Below are 20,570 nucleotides of genomic sequence, written 5' to 3'. Positions count from 1 at the left end.
GGCGTCACGATGAAACGATTGGCGGCGGCGGCACTGGTTGCGTCGACCTTGGCGGGGCTGGTCGCAGTTCCCTCGCAGGCGAGCGCGCAGGTCTTCTTCGGCCTGAGCTACGGCCAGAATGTTTCGCAGGGCGACTGCCGGGGCCTCGCGGCCGCGATCGGCCCCGGCAAGGTCTGGTTCTCGCGCTTCTCCGGCTCGAAGCCGGATGTCTGGGATCGCGGTCTCGAGCCCGCCTGGGGCGTCGGCTGCTTCCGCACCCAGAAGGAATGCAAGCACTGGCTCTACGACACCCAGTCGGAATGGCCGCGGCTGATGAACTTCACCTTCTGCAAGCAGGGCCTGCCGGCGCGGTACTGACCCGCCGGCATACCATCCATTCAACAGAGCCGCGCCGCCCGGCCCGCCCTCTCCTCCATGACAGATCGAGACGATGTCGAAGACAGTTCTGGCGCTCCGCCATGTCCAGTTCGAGGATCTTGGCGTGTTCGCGCCGGCCCTCGCCGATGCGGGCTTCTCCATCACATATCGCGATGCCGGCGACGCGGATTTCCTGGCCGGCGACCCGCTGGCGCCGGACCTGCTGGTCGTCCTCGGCGGACCGATCGGCGTCTATGAGGACGAAACCTATCCCTTCCTGAAGGCCGAGCGCGACTTCCTCGCCCGACGCCTCGCCGCCGGCCGGCCGACGCTCGGCCTCTGCCTCGGCGCGCAGCTGATGGCGGCGGCGCTTGGCGGGCGCGTGTTTCCGTCCGGGGTCAAGGAAATCGGCTTTGCGCCGGTGACGCTGACGGCCGCCGGGGCCGCCAGCCCGCTGCGCCATCTCGAGGGCGGGCCGGTGCTGCATTGGCACGGCGACACCTACGATCTGCCGGAGGGAGCGAGCCATCTCGCCTCGACCTCGCTTTGCGCCCAGCAGGCCTTCTCGCTCGGCCCGGCGATCCTCGCCCTGCAGTTCCATCCCGAGGCGGATACCGGGCTGCGCTTCGAGCGCTGGCTGGTCGGTCACGCGGCCGAGCTGGCCGGAGCCGGCATAGACATCCCTCGCCTGCGTCGAGACGCGGCCGAATATGGCCCTGCGCTGGCTCGGCGCGCCGACGCGCTGATGCGCGAATGGCTGGCGCAGGCGGGCCTCGCCACGGCCTGATTTACAGCCCCAAAAGAAAACCCCGGCGCGAGGCCGGGGTTTCCGTCAGAAATTCCGAGCGCCGGATCAGACGGCCTTCTCGTAGAGCTCCAGGACGTAGTCCCAGTTGATCAGGCTGTCGACGAACGCCTCGAGGTACTTCGGGCGGGCGTTGCGGTAGTCGATGTAATAGGAGTGCTCCCAGACGTCGACGCCGAGGATCGGTGTCGCGCCGTGGATCAGCGGGTTCTCGCCGTTCGGGGTCTTGGAGATGGCGAGCTTGCCGTCCTTGACCTCGACCCAGGCCCAGCCGGAGCCGAACTGCGTCGTGCCGGCTGCGATGAAGTCCGTGCGGAACTTGTCGTAGCCGCCGAGGTCGGAATCGATCGCCGCCTGCAGCTTGGCCGGCAGCTTCTTGCCGCCGCCGTCCTTCTTCAGCCAGTTCCAGAAATGCAGGTGGTTGTAGTGCTGGCCTGCATTGTTGAAGAGGCCGGCATTCTTGCCGTAGCTCTCCTTGACGATGTCTTCCAGGCTCTTGCCCTCGAGGCCCGAGTCCTTCAGCAGGTTGTTGCCGTTGGTGACATAGGCCTGATGGTGCTTGTCGTGGTGATACTCCAGCGTCTCCTTCGACATGAAGGGCGCGAGCGCCTCGTAGTCATAGGGGAGCGGCGGAAGTTCGAAAGCCATGGGAAGACTCCTATCGACCATGTCGGTTGGGTGGGACTCGCTTGCAAACGATGCCCCGGCGGGAAGGTTCCGGATGCAACATAGGCACCGGCAACGTGTCCGGCAACTCGCCTCCGCTCCGATGCACAATCAAAGCTATGGGTGTTTCCGATCCGCCCCCGGCGCTGGCAAGTGATGCGCGCAAAGGCTTGTCCGGCGTCATCATTTTTGCGTGACGGATTCACTCCGACTTGCCACCGTCACGTTTAGCGGGAAAACTTAGAACCGTTCCGGACACCACAACGGAGGTTACTCGATGCGCTTCAAGATCATTCTGGCCGGGCTCGTCCTGACGCTCGGGGCCACGGGGCTGGCCCATGCCGCAGACGATGTCATCGCCGAGCGTCAGGCGCTGATGAAGGCGAACGCAGCCGCTGCCAAGACGATCTTCGAAATGGTCCAGGGCAAGACGGACTATGACGCCGCCGCCGCGCAGGCCGCGTTCGAGAAGCTTGCCGTCGACATGAAGAGCTTCCCCTCCCTGTTCCCGGAAGGCTCCGACCAGGGCAAGACGACGGCCTCGCCGGCGATCTGGCAGGACAAGGCCGGCTTCGAGGCGATCGCCGTCAAGCTCGGCGCCGATGCCACGGCGGGCGCCGCGGCGGCTGCCGGCGGGCTCGACGCCATCAAGGCATCGGCGGGCGCGGTCGGCGGCAGCTGCCAGAGCTGCCACGAGAAGTTCCGCGTCAAGAAAAGCTGACCGGTGCGTATCCGTACCGCCGCCATTCCCGTCATCGCTGTCGCGGCCCTCGCCGCGGCGGCTTTCTGGTTCCTGACCGCGCCGCAGCCGCTCGACGCCTCCGTTCTGCCCGACAAGCCGGGCGACGCGGCGAAGGGCGAACGGCTGTTCTGGGCCGGCGGCTGTGCATCCTGCCACGCGGCGCCTGGCGCCAAGGACGGCGATCTTCTCAAACTCTCGGGCGGCGTGGCGATCGCCTCGCCCTTCGGCACCTTCCACGCGCCGAACCTGTCGCCCGACAAGGCGCATGGCATCGGCAACTGGAGCACGCTCGACTTCGTAAACGCGATGAAGCGCGGCCTGGCGCCCGACGGATCGCATCTCTATCCGGCCTTCCCCTATACGTCCTATCAGCGGATGACGGTGCCGGACCTCGTCGATCTGAAGGCCTATCTCGATACGCTGCCCGCCGACGCGACCGCCAACAAGCCGCACGAGCTCCCCTTCCCCTTCTCGATCCGGCGCGGCCTCGGGCTCTGGAAGTGGCTCTATCTCGACGGCGAGACGTTTGCGCCCGATCCGGCGAAGAGCGAAGCCGTCAATCACGGCGCCTATCTGGTCGAGGGGCCCGGCCACTGCAACGAGTGCCACACGCCGCGCACCGCGCTCGGCGGCCTGGAGAGGAACCGCGCCCTCGGCGGCGCGCCCGACCCCTCCGGCAAGGGCCGCATCCCCGACATCACGCCCGGCCCCGGCGGCATCGGCGACTGGAGCGCCGAGGACATCGCCAACGCGCTCGAAACCGGCTTCACGCCCTCGTTCGATTCGATCGGCGGCACCATGGCCGAGGTCCAGCGCAACATGGCGAAGCTCCCGGCCGAAGACCGCGCGGCGATCGCCGAATATCTGAAGCAGGTCCCGCCGGTGGCGGCGGCGGAAGGCGCGAAGGCGAAGTAGGCCCGCAGGCTACCCTTTGCCTCTCCCTCAACCGCCTCCACCATCATCCTGAGGTGCTTCGCGTAGCGAAGCCTCGAAGGAGGGTCCAGCGGGGTACTATGCGGCAGACGCCCAGCGATCCGGCATCCGCTCAGTCTCCGTCAGGGATCGCTTCCTGGACCCTCCTTCGAGGCCCGGCTTCGCCGGGCACCTCAGGATGATGGTCGAGCTTGCAGGAAAGGCCTTAGTGACCGATTGAGGTGGCGTCATTCGGAAAACAGAGGGCCAGCGTCCCGGGGCTTGGCCGGGACACCGCCCTCGCGCAGCCGATCAACGCTCCGTCGGGCCGATCCATTTCGCCACCGCAACCGGCTGGTAGGTCTCGTAGCGGTCGAGCAGCGAGACCGGGTCCTCGTCGACCACAAGCATGTCGCGATGCTCGGCCCGCACGAAGCCGGCCTCGACCGTGTGGTCGAGGAAGCCTTCGAGCTTGTCGTAGAAGCCGGCGACATCGAGCAGGCCGACCGGCTTGCGGTGGTAGCCGAGCTGGGCCCAGGTCCAGATCTCGAACAATTCCTCCAGCGTGCCGAGGCCGCCCGGCAGCGCGACGAAGCCGGTCGAGAGATCGGCCATCATCTGCTTGCGCTCATGCATCGAGTTGACGATATGCAGCTGCGTCAGGCCGGGATGGGCGATTTCCTTGTCGCGCAGCGCCGTCGGGAGGACGCCGATCACCTCGCCGCCGGCCATCAGCGCCGCATCGGCGACCGCGCCCATCAGGCCGACCTTCGAGCCGCCATAGACGAGCGATGCGCCGCGCTGGGCAATGGCGCGTCCGAGCGCCACCGCCGCCTCGTGATAATCCGGCCGGAAGCCGGCGCTCGAACCGCAGAAAACGCAGATCTTCACGAACCGCTCTCCTCGGAAAGGGCGGCGAGGACACGCGCCCAGGAGCGGATGCCGCCGTGGAACGAGGAGAGGTTGTACTTCTCGTTCGGCGAATGGATGCGGTCGTTCTCCTGCGCGAAGCCGACCATCAGCGCGTCGAGGCCGAGCACGGTCTTGAAGTCGCCGGCGACGGGGATCGATCCGCCCGAGCCGACGACGACGCATTCATGGCCCCATTCGTCCGTCAGCGCCGCGCGCGTCTTGACCAGCGCCGGATTGTCGGCCGACAGGCGGATGCCCGGCGAGCCGCCATGCGCGGTGAATTCGACGGTGCAATCGGCCGGCAGCTTCGACTGCACATAGGCGCGGAAGGCGGCGCGGATCTTGTCCGGATCCTGCTTGTCGACCAGACGGAACGAGACCTTGGCGAAGGCCTGCGAGGCGATCACCGTCTTGAAGCCCTTGCCGGTATAGCCGCCGGAGATGCCGTTGACCTCGCAGGTCGGCCGCGCCCAGATCTTCTCCAGCACGCTGCGGTCGACCTCGCCGGCCGGCACGCTGAGGCCGACTTCGCCGAGGAACTTGTCGGGATCGAAGCCGAGCGACTGCCACTGCTGGCGGGTGCTGTCGGGCACCTCGCCGACGCCGTCATAGAAGCCCGGCAGCGTGACGCGGCCGTTCTCGTCGCGCAGGCCGTCGAGGATCGAGACGAGGACGTGGATCGGGTTGCGCGCGGCGCCGCCATACATGCCGGAATGCAGGTCGCGCGAGGCGGCGGTGATCGTGATCTCCTCGCCGACCAGGCCGCGCAGCATCGTCGTCACGGCAGGCGTCTGCGCGTCCCACATGTTCGTGTCGCAGACGAAGGCGAAATCGGCTTTCAGCTCGTCCTTGTTGGCCTGCATGAACGGCACCAGATTGGCGCCGCCCGATTCCTCCTCGCCCTCCAGGATGACCGAGACCGGGATCGGCAGCTTGCCAGTGACCGCCTTCCAGGCGCGGAACGCCTCGATGAAGGTCATCAGCTGGCCCTTGTCGTCCGAGGTGCCGCGGGCGACGATCTGCTTGGTGCCGTCGGCGGCGGTGACGATCTTCGGCTCGAAAGGCGCGGTGTCCCAGAGCTCGATCGGATCGACCGGCTGCACGTCGTAATGACCGTAGAACAGGGCGCGCGGCCCCTTGCCGCCGTCCTGGTGGCCGACGACCATCGGATGGCCGGCGGTCGGCCGGGAGCTCGCCTCGAAGCCGATCGAGGCGAGATCGGCGGCGATCAGCTCGGCCGCCTCGCGGCAGGCGCCGGCATAGGCCGGATCGGTCGAAATGCTCTCGATGCGGACCAGCTTGAACAGCCGCGCGAGGCTGTTTTCGATATCGGCGTCGATATGGGCAAGAACGTCGGCGAGGCGATCGGACACGAGCGGGCTCCAGGGAGAGGCGTGCGAGGTACGCGCGATAAACGGTCCTGATACGCTTGCGGCCAGCAAAAGAAAAGGCAAGCGCTTGTTGACGGTGCAGCCACATTTCACCGCATTGCGCGCCCGCGTTGGAAAGCCCAACTTACAGATCGACGCCAGACGCCAAACCATTCCCCGCCGTCTCCCGACGGCCCCTTCCCCAGGATGTTCTGCATGAAGCTTTACTACGCTCCGGGCGCGTGCTCGCTTTCGCCCCATATCGCGCTCCGCGAAGCCGGCGTCCCCTTCACGATGGAAAAGGTCGACCTGCGCGCCAAGTCGACCGAGACCGGTTCGGACTTCAAGGCGATCAACCCCAAGGGCTATGTGCCTGCGCTGGAACTCGACGACGGCCGCATTGTCACCGAGGGCCCGGTCATCGTCCAGATGATCGCCGACCTCGCCCCGGAGAAGCGCCTCGCCGCCCCGCTCGGCTCGACCGAGCGCTACCAGCTGATGGACTGGCTTTCGTTCATTGCGACCGAGCTGCACAAGGGCTTCAGCCCGTTCTTCAACCCGGCGGTGAACGAGGAAGCCAAGCAGAGCTTCACCGAGCGTCTGAAGCTGCGCCTCGGCTACCTGACCGACGCGCTCGGCGACAAGCCCTACCTGATGGGCGACGATTTCAGCGTCGCCGACGGCTATCTGTTCACGATCCTGCGCTGGGCCCGGGCCTTCAAGTTCGACGTCGGTCCGAAGCTCGACGCCTATTTCGACCGCGTTGCGGCGCGTCCCGCGGTCAAGGCCGCGCTTGAGGCCGAGGGCCTCAAGACCGCCGCCTGATCTAGGCGGGACAACAATCCCAACGAAAATCCCCGGAGTTTCGGCTCCGGGGATTTTATGTGTCTGGGTTCGGCTTAGAGCGTTTTCGAGCGAAGTGGGTACCGGTTCGCGTGAAGAAAACGCGACTAAACAAAGAGTTAGAGCCTTTCGTCGTTTCCATGAAACGATGAAAGGCTCTAGTCTTCAGCGCGGGCGAAGAATGCTGCCGAGCACGCCGCGCACGATGGAGCGGCCAACCGAGCCGCCGATCGAGCCGGCGACGCTCTTGCCGATATTGGCAGCGACGTCGCCCGCCACTTTGTTGGTGACGGTCCGCGTCACATCGCGTGCCACACGCTGCGTCGCCGTGTAGCGCTCGCCGCGCTTCTTGTTGGTGCCGAGCAGCGAGCCGAGGATAGAGCCGACGTCGAAGCCCCCGGACGACGGCGCGGCGCCGTCCTCGCCATCAGCGGAAGCCGCCTCCGCCTGCTGGCGGCCGAGGATCTCGTAGGCCGACTCGCGATCGACCGTCTTGTCATAGGCGATGCCGACCGGGCTGGTGGCAATGATCTGCGCGCGCTCGGCAGGCGTCACCGGCCCGATGCGCGAGGATGGCGGCCGGATGGAGGTGCGCGCGACGATGCCCGGCACGCCCTTCGGCTCCAGCGTCGAGACCAGGGCCTCGCCGACGGCGAGCTGGGTGATGACGTCCATCGTCTTGAAGGCAGGATTGGGCCGGAACGTGTCGGCCGCGACCTTCACCGCCTTCTGGTCGCGGGGCGTATAGGCGCGCAGCGCATGCTGGACGCGGTTGCCGAGCTGCGACAGCACGCTGTCCGGCACGTCGAGCGGGTTCTGGGTGACGAAATAGACGCCGACGCCCTTCGAGCGGATCAGCTTGACCACCTGCTCGACCTTTTCGAGCAGCGCCTTCGGCGCCTCGTCGAACAGGAGATGCGCCTCGTCGAAGAAGAAGACCAAGCGCGGCTTGGCCGGGTCGCCGACTTCGGGCAGCACCTCGAACAGTTCCGACAGCAGCCACAGCAGGAAGGTGGCGTAGAGGCGCGGCGAATTCATCAGCTTGTCGGCGGCCAGCACGTTGACCACGCCGCGGCCGTCGATCGTGGTGCGCATCAGATCAGCGATATTGAGCGCCGGCTCGCCGAAGAAGGCGTCGCCGCCCTGGTTCTCCAGCACCAGCAGCTGGCGCTGGATCGCGCCGACCGACGCCTTGGTGACGTTGCCGTACTTCGCCTGGATGCGGTCCGCGTTCTCGGCCATGAAGCCGAGCATGGCGCGCAGGTCCTTGAGGTCGAGCAGCAGCAGCCCTTCCTCGTCGGCAACGCGGAAGGCGATGGTCAGAACACCCTCCTGCGTGTCGTTCAAATTCATCAGCCGCGCGAGCAGCAGCGGCCCCATCTCGCTGACCGTGGTGCGGATCGGATGGCCCTGCTGGCCGAACAGGTCCCAGAAGATCGTCGGGCAGGCGCTGAACTTGTACTCGTCCTCGAAGCCGATCTCCTTCGCCCGCTTCAACAGGAAATCCTGCGGCGTGCCCGGCTCGGCGATTCCGGAGAGGTCGCCCTTGATGTCGGCGCAGAAGACCGGGACGCCGGCGTCGGAGAAGCCCTGGGCCAGCACCTGCAGCGTCACCGTCTTGCCGGTGCCGGTGGCGCCGGTGACCAGTCCATGCCGGTTGGCGAGGCCGAGCAGGAGATATTCCGGCTTGTCGCTCGTCCCGAGATAGATCTTGTCCGCTTCCAGCATCGGCATCGACACATTCCCTTAGGCCATCGCCCCTCCGGTGATCGAAGGGCCTTGCGACCTTATAGGACCGAATTCCGGCGACGCAATCTTGCCGCTCCCGACGCCGCCGGACGAGACGACTTGCCTTAACGGTACGCACAAGCGAACATCCCTTTCTAGACTTCAAACACTTGGGATTCGCTCAGGAGAGTTCGAGAATGTCTTACCCCATCAAAGATATCGAAGGTATCGGCCCGGCCTTCGCCGAGAAACTCACCGCCGTCGGCATCAAGACGACCGGCGCATTGCTGGAGCAGGCCAAGGATCCCAAGGGGCGCAAGGCAGTCGCCGAGAAATCCGGCATCGACGAACACAAGATCCTGAAATGGGCCAACATGGCCGATTTGATGCGGATCAAGGGCGTCGCCGAGGAATATTCCGAGCTGCTCGAGGCGGCCGGCGTCGACACGGTCAAGGAACTGAAGACCCGCCGCGCCGACAACCTCACCGCCAAGATGACCGAGATCAACGCGGCCAAGAAGCTGGTCCGCCAGCTGCCGGCAGAAAAGCTGGTCGAAAGCTGGATCGAGCAGGCGAAGAACCTGCCGCCCGTGCTGACGTACTGACGCTTCTGCACCTCCTGTGGCGAGGTCCCTGCAAATCGCCACCCTCATCATGCTGAGGAGGCCCGCAGGGCCGTCTCGAAGCACGCAGGGCGGCCGTGCAGTCTATAAGTTGCACCGGGACCGTGCGTCCTTCGAGGCCCGAGCTGCGCTCGGGCACCTCAGGATGATGGGAATCTAGTGCGGCATGGCGGCCGGCCAACGGTGCGCGGAGGCCTCCGCCAAGGTGGGCTCTGCCGCTCGCGTGCCTTTGCGTCGTAGCGGGAAGAAAGCCACGAGGCACGGGTCGCCGCCCCGGTGGGCGGGGCTACCTCCGGGACGGCGCCGTGCGCCGATCGCGGGAGCGATCGGGCGCGGAGGAATGGGCGATCCGTCAGGAGGCAAGAAGACGGCATCGCCCTCCAGCATCCGGGATACGCGCGCGGGTCCGCAAAAGTTTCAGCGCCGGACGATTTTATTTTGCGAGCGGCGTCGAGAGGCGCTGCCGGCAAAAAGAACCCGGCCTTTCGGCCGGGCTCAGGTCGGTCTCATCCCGGGGAGGCTAAGGGAGGAGAACCGCGTTGACGACGTGAATGACGCCGTTCGACTGGTTGACGTCGGGAATCGTGATCTGGGCCTTGCCGCCGCCCTCGCCCATGATCCAGATCTTCTTGCCGTCGACCTTGAACTTCAGCGTCTCGCCCTCGACGGTCTTGTATTCGGCCATGCCGTTCATCGTCTTCGCGGCGGCGCGGATGTCGGCGGCGGAAATCTTGCCGGGGACGACGTGATAGGTCAGGACGCTGGTCAGCTTGGCCTTGCTCTCGGGCTTCAACAGCGTATCGACCGTCCCCTTCGGCAATTTGGCAAAGGCTTCGTTGGTCGGCGCGAAGACCGTGAACGGCCCCTTCCCGGCCAGCGTATCGACCAGGCCCGCCGCCTTGACGGCGGTGACCAGGGTCGTGTGGTCCTTCGAATGGACGGCGTTCTCGACGATGTTCTTGGTGGGATACATCGCCGCGCCGCCGACCATGACGGTCTCCATCGACATCTTCATGGCGGTGTCGCCCTTCATCGCAGCCCCGGCCTTCATGGCGGTCTCGGCGAAGGCGGGTATCGCCACCGTGGCGACACCGCCGAAAACAAGAGTTGCAACCGCGGCGCCCCGGGTAATCTTGACAAGACGAGACATGAACTTCCTCCTGCGGCGACGGGCCATGCCCGATCGCCGATCCAGATCCAACTCTCGAAGTCACGCTCAGGAACTATCGAAACAAAGATTGAGAACCGACCATAGATCAACCAGCCACAGAACCGCATTTGATCCATGCGATACTGACCGAAAACCGCTCAACGTTCCGATGATAAGCCCTGAAACGTACTTCCACTGACTTATACGAACGCGGTTGGAAACGGTTTCAGCCCGCCGTCGAAAATTTCCCACGACGGGATCGCGGCCGATGGGCCGAGAGAAAATGTCGGTTGCGGAGAGCCGGCGCCAGGGCACGGGATTGCTTGCGCCGCCGGGAGGCCCGCCATAATCTCCCGCGCCGAGTGGAGTCGTCGATGAAAACAACCAATCCCGTCTATACCGGTCTGCCGACAACGATTTTCGAGGTCATGTCGCGGCTTGCCATCGAGCACGGCTCGATCAATCTCGGCCAGGGCTTTCCCGATGTCGACGGACCCGAGGACGTTCGCCGCCTCGCGGCCGAGGCGCTGATCGCCGGGCCGAACCAGTATCCGCCGATGATGGGCGTGCCGGCGCTGCGCCAGGCCGTCGCGGCCGCCAACAAGCGCTTCTACGATCTCGACGTCGACTGGAAGTCGGAAGTACTCATTACCTCCGGCGCCACCGAGGCGCTGTCCGACATCATCGCCGCCGTCATCGAGCCCGGCGACGAGATCGTCGTCATCGAACCGCTCTATGACTGCTACCTGCCGCTGATCCGCCGCGCCGGCGGCATCCCGAAGCTGGTGCGCGTGACGCCGCCGCTCTGGGAGCTCGACCGGGACGCGCTGGCGGCCGCTTTCTCCGACAAGACGAAGGCGATCCTTCTCAACAACCCGATGAACCCCGCCGCCAAGGTGTTCACCCGCGACGAGCTCGCCTTCATCGCCGAGCTCTGCGTACGCCACGACGCCTATGCGATCTGCGACGAGGTCTACGAGCACATCGTCTTCGACGGGCGCGAGCACATCCCGCTGATGACGCTGCCCGGCATGCGCGAGCGCGCCATCCGCATCGGCTCGGCCGGCAAGACGTTTTCACTCACGGGCTGGAAGGTCGGCTACGTCACGGCGACGCCGCGCCTGCTCGATCCGATCACCAAGGCGCACCAGTTCACCACCTTCACGACGCCGGCGGCGCTGCAGACCGCCGTCGCCTTCGGCCTCGGCAAGGGCGACGACTATTATGCGTCGCTCGCCGGCGATCTCGCGCAGAAGCGCGACCGGCTCGCCACGGGCCTGGCCCGCCTCGGCTTCGGCGTCGCGCCCTGCGCCGGCACCTATTTCGTCACCGCAGACGTGGCGCCGCTCGGCCTTACCGGCACCGATGCCGAGATCTGCCAGCGCATCACGGTGGAGGCCGGCGTCACCGCCGTTCCCGTCTCGGCCTTCTATGATGGCGACGCGCCCGGAACCTTCGTGCGCTTCTGCTTCTCGAAGCGGGACGAGATCCTCGACAGCGCCCTGGAGCGGCTGGGCAACTGGATCAACCAGCGCGTGAAGGCGGTAGCCTAAGCGCCCGTCTTTACTTCACCGCCAGCAGGTCGCCGACATAAACGACGGGGCCGGTCGCCTGGCCCGTCGGCGAGCCGCCCTTCGGCTCGAGCGAGATGGCGAGCTTCTCGCCCGGCTTCAGCGACACGTTCATCGGCATCAGGTCGCTCTGCTGGTCGGCGACGCCCATCGAGACGGTCGGCCCCGTCTCCGGCACCTGCCAGAGCTCGAAGCTCTTGTCCGGCGGCGGCGCCTCGCCGACCCGGCGCAGCTTGATCATGCCGGTCTCGGTGTTGACCATGGCGACGAAGGCGGGCCGGCCGCCCTCCCCGTTCAGCACCGAGACATAGTTCATGCCGGCCATCGGCGGCGGCGGCAGCTCGCGCTCGCTGATGATGAAGATCGCCAGCCCCGCGGCGATGGCGCCGAAGCCGACCGCCGCGATCCGCAGCCGGCGGACCGTGCGTTCGAGCAGCAGCACGCGCGCATCCCCGCCGGTGGCGCGGATGCGACCGAGAATGCCGCTCCAGACGCTGGCGGGCGGCGGCGTTTCGCCGGCGAGATCCGCGAGCGGCTGCAGGCGGCCGGCCCAGTCGCCGATCGCGGCACGGAGCGCGGGATCGCCGGCGCTCTCCGCCTCGACGGCGTCGCGCTCGGCCTTGTCGAGCGTGCCCAGGACATATTCGCCGGCCACGCCTTCGATTTCGTCTTTATCGGCCACCGAGGCACTCCTTCAGCGCGATCAGGCTGCGCCGCAATATCGTCTTCACCGTCGCCACCGGTTTGTCGAAGCGGCGCGACAGCTCTTCCCGGCTGTAACCGTAGCTATAGGCGAGCAGCACCATGCCGCGCCGGTCGGCATCGAGCCCTTCGAGACAGCGCCTGAGGTGCGGCGCCGTCAGGCCGTCCGCCACCGCTCCCGGAGCCGGCAGCTTGTCCGCCAGTTCCTCATCGATGACGACCGCCGTCGCCGACACCCGCTCCGCCCCCTTGCGCACAGCATCAATCGCCGCATGGCGCGCGATCGTCGTCATCCACGTGATGGGGGACGCCAGGGCCGGATCGAAACGGTCGGCATGGTTCCAGATCCGGACCCACGCCTCCTGCAGCGCCTCTTCGGCCGCCGCCTCACTGATTGCGATACGCCGGACGATCGCGAAAAGTTTCGCGGAACTGCGCTCGTAGAGCGTCCGGAACGCCGTCTCGTCGCGCGCCGCCACGGCCCGCATCAGCCCGACCAGTTCCGCCTGCGGCGATGCTCCGGAGCCTCGATCTTCCAACTTCATTCTCCCCGGGGGCGTCTCGCGCGGTCGCGGGCCAGCTTAGGCGAAACGCTCGCGGCCCGCCATGGGGCGCGCGATCCGCCTTGCTTGGGCGCACGGCGACCGCTACATCCCGCGCATGGCTCCTCCTCTTCTTCTCCTCCAGGATATCCGCCTCACCTTCGGCGGACGCCCGCTCATCGAAAACGCGACGCTGTCGGTCTCGGCCGGCGAGCGGCTGTGCTTCGTCGGCCGCAACGGTTCCGGCAAGTCGACGCTCCTGAAGATCGCCGCCGGCACCGTCGAGGCGGATTCGGGCACGCGCTTCGTGCAGCCCGGCGCGACCTTGCGCTACCTGCCGCAGGAGCCGGACCTTTCCGCCTTCCCGACGGTGCGCGCCTATGTCGAGGCGGGCCTCGGGCCGGGAGACGATCCCTATCGCGCCACCATGCTGATGGAGGCGCTCGGCCTCACCGGCGAGGAGACGCCCGGCCAGCTTTCCGGCGGCGAGGCGCGCCGCGCGGCGCTCGCCCGCGCCATCGCGCCGGAGCCGGACGTGCTGCTGCTCGACGAGCCGACCAACCATCTCGACCTGCCGGCGATCGAATGGCTGGAAGAGACGCTGAAATCCATGCGCTCGGCACTGGTGCTGATCAGCCACGACCGCCGCTTCCTGGAGCGCCTGTCCAAGGCGACGCTGTGGCTCGACCGCGGCACGACCCGCCGGCTCGAACAGGGCTTCTCCGCCTTCGAGGAATGGCGCGACAGCGTCCTGCATGAGGAGGAGAAGGAGCGCGAGCGCCTCGACCGCAAGATCAGCCAGGAGATCGACTGGGTGCGCTACGGCGTCACCGCCCGGCGCAAGCGCAACATGGGCCGCCTGCGCAAGCTGGAAGGCCTGCGCCAGGAACGGCGCGACCAGCGCCGCGCCGTCGGCAGCGTCAAGCTGCAGGCGAGCGAGGGCGACGTCTCCGGCAAGGCTGTCGTCGAGGCGGCCGATGTCTCGAAAGCGTTCGGCGAGCGCACCATCGTCCGCGAATTCTCGACCCGCATCCTGCGCGGCGACCGCATCGGCCTGGTCGGCGCGAACGGCGCCGGCAAGACGACGCTGCTGAACCTCCTGACCGGCGTGCTCGCGCCCGACAGCGGCACGATCAAGCTCGGCACCAATCTGCAGATGGTGACGCTCGACCAGCGCCGCGAAAGCCTGGACGCGAGCCTCCGCCTCGCCGATGCGCTGACCGAAGGCCGCGGCGACAACGTCATGGTCAACGGCCAGCCGCGCCACGTCATCGGCTATATGCGCGACTTCCTGTTCACGCCGGAGCAGGCGCGTGCGCCGATCACGGCGCTCTCCGGCGGCGAGCGCGGCCGGCTGATGCTGGCGCGGGCGCTTGCCCGCCCGTCCAACCTGCTGGTGCTCGACGAACCGACCAACGATCTCGACCTGGAGACGCTGGACCTGCTTGAAGAGCTGCTCGACGACTACGAGGGCACGATCCTGCTCGTCAGCCACGACCGTGACTTCCTCGACCGCGTCGCCACCTCGGTGATCGTGGCGGAAGGCGACGGCCGCTGGACCGACTATGCCGGCGGCTATACCGACATGCTGGCGCAGCGCGGCGCCGCCGCGCCCGCTCGCGCGATCGCCAAGGGCGAGCCGCGCAAGGACGAGAAGAAGCCCGCCGCCGAGCGCGCCGCGCCGGCCAAGGGCAAGCTCTCCTTCAAGCAGAAGCACGCGCTGGAGACGCTGCCGGCGAAGATCGAGGCGCTGACCGCCGAAATCGCCAAGCTGGAAGCGACGATCGCCAAGCCGAACCTGTTCGCTAGCGACCGCAAGGCGTTCGACACGGCCAACACCCGCCTCGCCGCCGCACAGAACGAGCGCGACGCGGCCGAGGAGGAATGGCTGACGCTGGAAATGCTGCGCGAGGAGCTGGCGGGGTAAGGCGTCGCCGCAAGCCGGCCGGAACTCCGCCTGACCCCTCCCCTTGAGGGAGGGTCAAAACCGCGAAGCGGTTTTGGGGAGGGGTTCTTTCCCCGAGCGCGTCGAGCACGCGCCAACCAGGCTTGGCCCATCGAAGTTACCCCTCCCCGAAAACGCCAAGGCGTTTTCGACCCTCCCTCAAGGGGAGGGTTCCAGCGGAGGTTCTTCGGCGAGGGAGCCCCTATTCGATGCGTCGCACGCTCTCGCGCACTACCAGCTCGCAGGGCAGCCGGACCTTCGAGAGCGCCACCTTCTCGTTGCGCCCCGTCATGCGGCCGAGAAGGTCATGGGCCGCGAGCCGGCCGAGTTCGGTGCGCGGCTGGCGCATCGTCGTCAGCGCCGGGTCGTAGTGGACGGCATATTCGATGTCGTCGAAGCCGACCACCGAAACGTCCGAAGGGATGCCGACGCCCTTGCTCTTCAGCGCGCGCATGAAGCCGAGCGCGATTTCGTCCGCCGCCGCGAACACCGCCGTCGGCTTTGCGGCCAGCTCGAAATAGCGCGCCGCCGCCCGGTCGCCCGAGGCGAAGTCGAAATTGCTGGCGCCGCGCCAGATCAGCGCCTCGTCCACCGGCAAACCCGCTTCGCGTATTGCATCGCAATAACCGCCGAGTCGTTCCTGCGCCTCGACCCCGCCGGCGGCGCCGGGGATGTGGGCGATCCGCCGGTGTCCCTGGCTGATCAGATAGCGGACGGCCGCCGCCGAGGCCTCGCGGTTGTCGACGTCGAAGAGCGAGACATGCTCGGTGCCCGGCATGTCCGCGAACATCAGCGATGTCGGCACCGTGTCCGGAACGGAGGCGAATTCCTCGTCGCGCGGCACGTTGCCGGTGACCACCAGCACGCCGTCGACTTGGCCCGCCCGGATCACCCGCGCATAGTGGGTCTCGCGGCGGCGGCTCTCGCGCGTATAGCCGATCAGCACGCCGTAACCGGCCTCCGTGAACACTTCCTCGAGCGCATTGAGCACGGGCGTGAAGAAGGAATTGCCGATCCCCGGCAGCAGCACCAGCACCATCTTGGTCGATTTCGCACGCAGCGAGCGGGCCGCGGCGTTGGGGGTATAGCCGGTCTCGCGGATCGCCGAGAACACGGCTTCGCGGGTCGCTTCGGCGACGCGCTCGGGCAGCGCCAGGGCCCGGCTCACGGTCGCCGTGGAAACCCCTGCCCTGCGCGCCACGTCCTGGATCGTGGCGGCGCGCGCCGGACCTTCGAGTTCGGGAGTTTCCGATTGTTGCGACATGAGTCCCTTCGATGCCGGACCTTTTTCTTTCGCACTGCAAAATAACTTTGCGTTGACAGCCGGCGCAGGGAGTATACGGTAGATGTAATCGATTACAAGAATACGGATATCGCAAGTCCGATGGATCGGTGACGAAACGTTCGTTGAGCAGACGCCTCGACGGGGCGTCTCATTTGGGAGGAAAAGCATGAAGCGCGTTACGCGAGTGCTCTTGGGCGCCGTCGCGATGGTTGGTTTGGCCGTGGGCGTCGCCCAGGCTGATCCGCAAAAGGCCGAAGTATTCCATTGGTGGACGTCGGGCGGTGAAGCCGCCGCCGTCAAGGAATTCGCCAAGGCCTTCAACGCCGCGGGCGGCGAATGGGTCGACACCGCCATCGGCGGTTCGGGCGCCACGGCTCGCCCGATCGGCATCAACCGCATCATCGGTGGCGATCCGCCGGCGGCCATGCAGTTCAACACCGGCAAGCAGATCGACGAGCTGGTCGCCCAGGGCCTGATCCGCAACCTCGACGACATCGCCGAGAAGGAAGGCTGGAAGGCCGCCCTGCCGCCGGCGTTCTACGACGCGGTCACGCGTGACGGCCACGTCATCGCCGTGCCGATCAACAATCACGGCCAGAACTGGGTCTGGTACAGCAAGCCGGCGCTCGAAAAGGTCGGCGCGGCCGAGCCCACCACCTGGGACGAGTTCTTCGCCGTCGGCGACAAGCTGAAGGCGGCGGGCATCATCCCGGTCGCCGTCGGCGGCCAGCCCTGGCAGCTCAACCTGATGCTGAACGCCATCCTGCTCAGCGAGGGCGGCAAGGATCTCTACCTCAAGGTCTACAAGGACCTCGATCCGGAAGCGGTCAAGTCGCCGGAATTCAAGAAGGTCGCAGAGATCTTCGGCAAGATCCGCGATTACTCGGACCCGGGCAATCCGAACCGCGACTGGAACGTCGCGACCGGCATGGTGATCACGGGCAAGGCCGGCTTCCAGTTCATGGGTGACTGGGCCAAGGGCGAGTTCGTGCTGGCCGACCAGGTCGCCGGCAAGGACTTCGGCTGTATCCTCGGGCCGGGCCAGAAGAACTTCATCATGGGCGGCGACGTCTTCATCTTCCCGAAGCTGAAGGATGAAGCCGGCACCAAGGCTCAGGATCTTCTCGCCACCACCTTCATGTCGAAGGACGCGCAGGTCGCGTTCAACGCCAAGAAGGGCTCCGTCCCGGTCCGCCTCGACGTCGACAACTCCAAGCTGGACGCCTGCGCCCAGATCGGCGTCCAGGTCCTGCAGGATCCGGACAAGCAGATCCCGGCAGCCGACATCCTGGCCTCGGCCGACGTCGTGCAGAGCCTGACGGACGTCGTGGCCGAATACTGGGCCAATCCCTCGATGACGGCCGATGCCTTTGTCGAGAAGTGGAACACGGCCGTCGAGCAGGCGAAGTAACGCCCTCGACCATGACAATCCGGCGGCGCGGCGTCCCCTCCGCTCGCGTCGCCGGATTGCCCCTCTACACGTACAGTCTGAGCCAGAGAGGTCGGGAAGCGTGAAGCCTCGCCGCCGGAAGAATGTCGCCAGCTATGTGGCGCTGATACCCGCCTTCATCATCGTCGTCTTCGCCTATCTCGGGACGATGCTGTGGACCGTGCAGATCTCCTTCACGGACTCGAGGCTCCTACCCTCGATGAACTTCATCGGAATCCGCCAGTACGAGCGCCTGTTCGCGACGCCACGCTGGATCATCTCGCTGGAGAACATGGTCATCTTCGGCGTGGGGCTGATCTTCGTCTGCCTCATCCTCGGCTTCCTGATGGCAGCGGCGCTCGACCAGAAGATCCGCTTCGAGAACACCTTCCGGACGATCTTTCTCTACCCCTACGCGATGTCGTTCATCGTCACCGGCCTTGCCTGGCAGTGGATCCTCAATCCGACGCTCGGCGTGCAGCAATATGTGCGCAATCTGGGCTGGACCGACTTCCGCTTCGACTGGATCATCCAGAACGACAAGGCGATCTATGTCGTCATCATCGCCGGTGTCTGGCAAGCCTCCGGCCTTGTGATGGCGCTGATGCTGGCGGGCCTCCGGGGCATCGATCAGGAGCTCTGGAAGGCTTCCCGCGTCGACGGCATCCCGGCCTGGCGCGTCTATCTCAACATCGTCGTGCCGATGCTGCGGCCGACCATCATCACCTCCGTCGTGCTGCTCTCGCTCGCCGTGGTGCGCGTCTACGACCTCGTCATCGCGCTGACCGGCGGCGGCCCCGGCATCGCCTCGGAAGTCCCGGCCAAGTTTATCCTCGACTACCTGTTCGGGCGTTCGAACATCGGCCTTGCGACCGCCGCCTCCTCGGTGCTGCTGGTCATCGTCCTCGTGATCATCACGCCGTGGCTCTACTACGAGTACTTCCGGCCCGAACGCGCCAAGGGAGCCAAGTGATGCTGCAGGCAACCTCCACCCCTGCCACGGCGGCGGCGCTCAGCGGTCCCTCCGGCCCGCGCCCCCGCTCGGTCACCGCCGGCCGCATCGGGCTTTACGCCTTCCTCGTCTTTGCGGCGCTCTTCTTCCTGCTGCCGATGTACGTAATGCTCGTCACCTCGCTGAAGACGATGGGCGAGATCCGCATGGGCAACATCTTCTCGCTGCCCTCGGAGGCGACGATCGAGCCCTGGATCCAGGCCTGGAACTCCGCCTGCACGGGCCTGAACTGCGGCGGCATCAAGGTCGGCTTCTGGAATTCGGTCCGCATCCTGATCCCGAGCGTCATCCTGTCGATCTTCATCGGCGCGCTGACCGGCTACGCGCTGTCGCTCTGGCGCGTGAAGGGTGCGAACCTGCTCTTCGCCATCCTGCTGCTCGGCGCGTTCCTGCCCTACCAGGTCTTCATCTACCCGCTGGTGCGCATCTATTCGACGATCGGCATCTACGGCACCATGACGGGCATCGTCGTCACCCACACCATCTTCGGCCTGCCGCTGATGACGCTCCTGTTCCGCAACTACTATTCGAGCCTGCCGATCGAGCTGTTCAAGGCGGCGCGCGTCGACGGCGGCGGCTTCTTCCAGATCTTCTTCCGCCTGATGCTGCCGATGTCGACGCCGATCGTCATCGTCGCCTGCATCCTGCAGGTGACCGGCATCTGGAACGACTTCCTGTTCGGCGTGATCTTCGCCGGCCGCGAGAACCTGCCGATGACGGTGCAGCTGAACAACATCGTCAACTCGACCCAGGGCGAGAAGCTTTACAACGTGAACATGGCGGCGACGATCCTGACCGCCCTCGTTCCGCTCGTCGTCTATTTCATATCGGGACGCTGGTTCGTGCGCGGTATCGCCGCCGGCGCCGTGAAGGGATAAGCCATGGCCACAGTCTCCATCCGTGACCTCGAGATCGAGTTCGGCAACCTGAAGGTTCTGAAGAACCTCGACCTCGAGATCGAACAGGGCGAGTTCATCGTCCTGCTCGGCCCCTCCGGCTGCGGCAAGTCCACGCTCCTGAACGCGGTCGCCGGCCTCCTCGACATCTCGGCCGGCCAGATCTGGATCGGCGGCAAGAACGTCACCTGGGAAGAGCCGAAGGACCGCGGCATCGGCATGGTGTTCCAGTCCTACGCGCTCTATCCGCGCATGACGGTCACCGGCAACCTCTCCTTCGGCCTCAAGATGGCGAAGACGCCGCAGGCCGAGATCGACAAGCGGGTCGCCCGCGCCGCCGAGATCCTGCAGATCCAGCCGCTCTTGAACCGCCGGCCGGCCGAGCTCTCCGGCGGCCAGCGCCAGCGCGTCGCCATCGGCCGCGCGCTGGTCCGCGACGTCGACGTCTTCCTGTTCGACGAGCCGCTCTCCAATCTCGACGCGAAGCTGCGCACGGAGCTGCGCGTCGAGCTGAAGCGCCTGCACCAGGGCCTCGGTTCGACCATGATCTACGTCACCCACGACCAGATCGAGGCGCTGACGCTCGCCGATCGGATCGCGGTCATGAATGGCGGCGTCATCCAGCAGCTCGCCTCGCCCAAGGAGATCTATCGCCGCCCGCTCAACCGCTTCGTCGCCGGCTTCGTCGGCTCGCCCTCGATGAACTTCATCGACGGCACGCTGGCAATCGAGGAAGGCCGCGCCGCGTTCAAGCTGAAGGACGGCCGGCTGGTCGACCTGACCGGCTATGAGTTCGAGCAGCCGCCCGAGCATGGCCGCCCGGCGACCCTCGGCATCCGGCCGGAGCAGATCGACCTCGAGAAGCGCGAGGCCGAATCCGCCGCCATTCCCGTCAATCTGACGCTGATGGAACCGATGGGCGCCGACAGCCTCGTCTGGGGCGACGTCGCCGGCTCGCAATTCTCCGTCCGCATCGACGGCGACGCGCATGTCGACACGCCGTCCTCGGTTGACGCCTGGTTCCAGCCCGCACAGGCTTCGGTCTTCGATCTCGCGACCGGCAGCCGTCTCTAACCTCCC

Annotated in this window: 20 protein-coding genes; 12 read left to right on the top strand and 8 right to left on the bottom strand. The window is 66.4% G+C overall.

The genetic code is table 11. The annotated features are described in order from the left end of the window. Positions 1–9: 9 nt before the first annotated feature. Positions 10–357, top strand: coding sequence for a hypothetical protein (locus AC6HZP_RS09285; protein ID WP_497526321.1), 348 nt, complete (start codon positions 10–12; stop codon positions 355–357). Positions 358–430: 73 nt separating this feature from the next. Continuing rightward, positions 431–1,144: a glutamine amidotransferase gene (locus tag AC6HZP_RS09280; protein ID WP_497526320.1), complete on the top strand. Its 714-nt coding sequence runs from the start codon at positions 431–433 to the stop codon at positions 1,142–1,144. A 66-nt stretch (positions 1,145–1,210) separates the two neighbouring features. Here AC6HZP_RS09280 and AC6HZP_RS09275 read toward each other — a convergent pair whose 3' ends face one another. Further along, positions 1,211–1,810 (bottom strand): superoxide dismutase, encoded by a 600-nt coding sequence (locus tag AC6HZP_RS09275; protein ID WP_201403283.1) that lies wholly within the window; start codon positions 1,808–1,810, stop codon positions 1,211–1,213. 295 nt (positions 1,811–2,105) lie between these two features. Here AC6HZP_RS09275 and AC6HZP_RS09270 point away from each other — a divergent pair, with 295 nt between their 5' ends. Both AC6HZP_RS09270 and AC6HZP_RS09265 read left to right on the top strand, forming a co-directional pair. Next, complete coding sequence (locus tag AC6HZP_RS09270) at positions 2,106–2,549, top strand: c-type cytochrome (protein WP_201403282.1); 444 nt, start codon at positions 2,106–2,108, stop codon at positions 2,547–2,549. Positions 2,550–2,552: 3 nt separating this feature from the next. Further along, positions 2,553–3,485, top strand: a complete 933-nt coding sequence (locus tag AC6HZP_RS09265; protein WP_497526319.1) for a cytochrome c — start codon at positions 2,553–2,555, stop codon at positions 3,483–3,485. A gap of 309 nt (positions 3,486–3,794) precedes the next feature. Here the strand turns inward: AC6HZP_RS09265 and AC6HZP_RS09260 are convergent, their stop codons facing one another. Next, positions 3,795–4,373, bottom strand: coding sequence for an LOG family protein (locus tag AC6HZP_RS09260; RefSeq protein WP_497526318.1), 579 nt, complete (start codon positions 4,371–4,373; stop codon positions 3,795–3,797). Continuing rightward, positions 4,370–5,767, bottom strand: a complete 1,398-nt coding sequence (locus AC6HZP_RS09255; RefSeq protein WP_497526317.1) for a M20/M25/M40 family metallo-hydrolase — start codon at positions 5,765–5,767, stop codon at positions 4,370–4,372. Before AC6HZP_RS09255 ends, AC6HZP_RS09260 begins: the two co-directional genes overlap by 4 nt. Positions 5,768–5,980: 213 nt before the next feature. Between AC6HZP_RS09255 and gstA the strand changes: the two genes are divergently transcribed. After that, positions 5,981–6,589, top strand: coding sequence for a glutathione transferase GstA (gene gstA, locus AC6HZP_RS09250; RefSeq protein ID WP_497526316.1), 609 nt, complete (start codon positions 5,981–5,983; stop codon positions 6,587–6,589). 183 nt (positions 6,590–6,772) lie between these two features. On the opposite strand, the gene AC6HZP_RS09245 is transcribed toward gstA, so the two are convergent. Further along, positions 6,773–8,335, bottom strand: a complete 1,563-nt coding sequence (locus AC6HZP_RS09245; RefSeq protein WP_497526768.1) for a helicase HerA-like C-terminal domain-containing protein — start codon at positions 8,333–8,335, stop codon at positions 6,773–6,775. A gap of 197 nt (positions 8,336–8,532) precedes the next feature. On the opposite strand from AC6HZP_RS09245, the gene AC6HZP_RS09240 reads away from it, so the two are divergent. Then, complete coding sequence (locus AC6HZP_RS09240) at positions 8,533–8,940, top strand: DUF4332 domain-containing protein (protein WP_497526315.1); 408 nt, start codon at positions 8,533–8,535, stop codon at positions 8,938–8,940. 538 nt (positions 8,941–9,478) lie between these two features. Here the strand turns inward: AC6HZP_RS09240 and AC6HZP_RS09235 are convergent. After that, the gene (locus AC6HZP_RS09235; RefSeq protein ID WP_497526314.1) at positions 9,479–10,108 is read right to left on the bottom strand and encodes a fasciclin domain-containing protein; all 630 of its coding nucleotides are present in this window, start codon (positions 10,106–10,108) and stop codon (positions 9,479–9,481) included. A gap of 374 nt (positions 10,109–10,482) precedes the next feature. Between AC6HZP_RS09235 and AC6HZP_RS09230 the strand changes: the two genes are divergently transcribed. Beyond that, a complete protein-coding gene (locus AC6HZP_RS09230) occupies positions 10,483–11,661 on the top strand; it encodes an aminotransferase (RefSeq protein WP_497526313.1) in 1,179 nt (392 codons plus the stop codon). A gap of 10 nt (positions 11,662–11,671) precedes the next feature. Here AC6HZP_RS09230 and AC6HZP_RS09225 read toward each other — a convergent pair whose 3' ends face one another. Both AC6HZP_RS09225 and AC6HZP_RS09220 read right to left on the bottom strand, forming a co-directional pair. After that, entirely contained in the window at positions 11,672–12,361 is a 690-nt protein-coding gene (locus AC6HZP_RS09225) for an anti-sigma factor (protein WP_497526312.1), read from the bottom strand. Further along, positions 12,351–12,926, bottom strand: a complete 576-nt coding sequence (locus AC6HZP_RS09220) for a sigma-70 family RNA polymerase sigma factor (protein ID WP_201403273.1) — start codon at positions 12,924–12,926, stop codon at positions 12,351–12,353. Before AC6HZP_RS09220 ends, AC6HZP_RS09225 begins: the two co-directional genes overlap by 11 nt. Before the next feature lie 115 nt (positions 12,927–13,041). Here AC6HZP_RS09220 and AC6HZP_RS09215 point away from each other — a divergent pair, with 115 nt between their 5' ends. Then, positions 13,042–14,850 carry an ABC-F family ATP-binding cassette domain-containing protein gene (locus tag AC6HZP_RS09215; protein ID WP_497526311.1) on the top strand — a complete coding sequence of 603 codons (1,809 nt, stop codon included), beginning with the start codon at positions 13,042–13,044 and terminating at the stop codon, positions 14,848–14,850. 220 nt (positions 14,851–15,070) lie between these two features. On the opposite strand, the gene AC6HZP_RS09210 is transcribed toward AC6HZP_RS09215, so the two are convergent. Further along, a complete protein-coding gene (locus tag AC6HZP_RS09210) occupies positions 15,071–16,132 on the bottom strand; it encodes a LacI family DNA-binding transcriptional regulator (protein WP_497526310.1) in 1,062 nt (353 codons plus the stop codon). A 187-nt stretch (positions 16,133–16,319) separates the two neighbouring features. Between AC6HZP_RS09210 and AC6HZP_RS09205 the strand changes: the two genes are divergently transcribed. From AC6HZP_RS09205 to AC6HZP_RS09190, 4 genes are all read left to right on the top strand, one after another. Beyond that, complete coding sequence (locus AC6HZP_RS09205) at positions 16,320–17,564, top strand: ABC transporter substrate-binding protein (RefSeq protein WP_244669880.1); 1,245 nt, start codon at positions 16,320–16,322, stop codon at positions 17,562–17,564. A gap of 100 nt (positions 17,565–17,664) precedes the next feature. Then, positions 17,665–18,555, top strand: coding sequence for a carbohydrate ABC transporter permease (locus tag AC6HZP_RS09200; RefSeq protein WP_201403270.1), 891 nt, complete (start codon positions 17,665–17,667; stop codon positions 18,553–18,555). Beyond that, on the top strand, positions 18,555–19,472 hold the full coding sequence (locus AC6HZP_RS09195; protein ID WP_201403269.1) for a carbohydrate ABC transporter permease: 918 nt from the start codon (positions 18,555–18,557) through the stop codon (positions 19,470–19,472). Before AC6HZP_RS09200 ends, AC6HZP_RS09195 begins: the two co-directional genes overlap by 1 nt. Positions 19,473–19,475: 3 nt before the next feature. Further along, entirely contained in the window at positions 19,476–20,564 is a 1,089-nt protein-coding gene (locus AC6HZP_RS09190) for an ABC transporter ATP-binding protein (protein WP_497526309.1), read from the top strand. Positions 20,565–20,570: the final 6 nt, after the last annotated feature.

The sequence above is a fragment of the Kaistia sp. SLG-1 genome, assembly GCF_059699055.1.
This window is presented reverse-complemented; position numbering and strand designations above follow the sequence as displayed.

Bases quoted from the DNA above. Each gene is read 5' to 3' on its own strand.
- AC6HZP_RS09285 (WP_497526321.1), top strand. From the start codon at position 10: ATGAAACGATTGGCGGCGGCGGCACTGGTTGCGTCGACCTTGGCGGGG.
- AC6HZP_RS09280 (WP_497526320.1), top strand. From the start codon at position 431: ATGTCGAAGACAGTTCTGGCGCTCCGCCATGTCCAGTTCGAGGATCTT.
- AC6HZP_RS09275 (WP_201403283.1), bottom strand. From the start codon at position 1,810: ATGGCTTTCGAACTTCCGCCGCTCCCCTATGACTACGAGGCGCTCGCG.
- AC6HZP_RS09270 (WP_201403282.1), top strand. From the start codon at position 2,106: ATGCGCTTCAAGATCATTCTGGCCGGGCTCGTCCTGACGCTCGGGGCC.
- gstA (WP_497526316.1), top strand. From the start codon at position 5,981: ATGAAGCTTTACTACGCTCCGGGCGCGTGCTCGCTTTCGCCCCATATC.
- AC6HZP_RS09245 (WP_497526768.1), bottom strand. From the start codon at position 8,335: ATGCTGGAAGCGGACAAGATCTATCTCGGGACGAGCGACAAGCCGGAA.
- AC6HZP_RS09240 (WP_497526315.1), top strand. From the start codon at position 8,533: ATGTCTTACCCCATCAAAGATATCGAAGGTATCGGCCCGGCCTTCGCC.
- AC6HZP_RS09235 (WP_497526314.1), bottom strand. From the start codon at position 10,108: ATGTCTCGTCTTGTCAAGATTACCCGGGGCGCCGCGGTTGCAACTCTT.
- AC6HZP_RS09230 (WP_497526313.1), top strand. From the start codon at position 10,483: ATGAAAACAACCAATCCCGTCTATACCGGTCTGCCGACAACGATTTTC.
- AC6HZP_RS09220 (WP_201403273.1), bottom strand. From the start codon at position 12,926: ATGAAGTTGGAAGATCGAGGCTCCGGAGCATCGCCGCAGGCGGAACTG.
- AC6HZP_RS09215 (WP_497526311.1), top strand. From the start codon at position 13,042: ATGGCTCCTCCTCTTCTTCTCCTCCAGGATATCCGCCTCACCTTCGGC.
- AC6HZP_RS09210 (WP_497526310.1), bottom strand. From the start codon at position 16,132: ATGTCGCAACAATCGGAAACTCCCGAACTCGAAGGTCCGGCGCGCGCC.
- AC6HZP_RS09205 (WP_244669880.1), top strand. From the start codon at position 16,320: ATGAAGCGCGTTACGCGAGTGCTCTTGGGCGCCGTCGCGATGGTTGGT.
- AC6HZP_RS09195 (WP_201403269.1), top strand. From the start codon at position 18,555: ATGCTGCAGGCAACCTCCACCCCTGCCACGGCGGCGGCGCTCAGCGGT.
- AC6HZP_RS09190 (WP_497526309.1), top strand. From the start codon at position 19,476: ATGGCCACAGTCTCCATCCGTGACCTCGAGATCGAGTTCGGCAACCTG.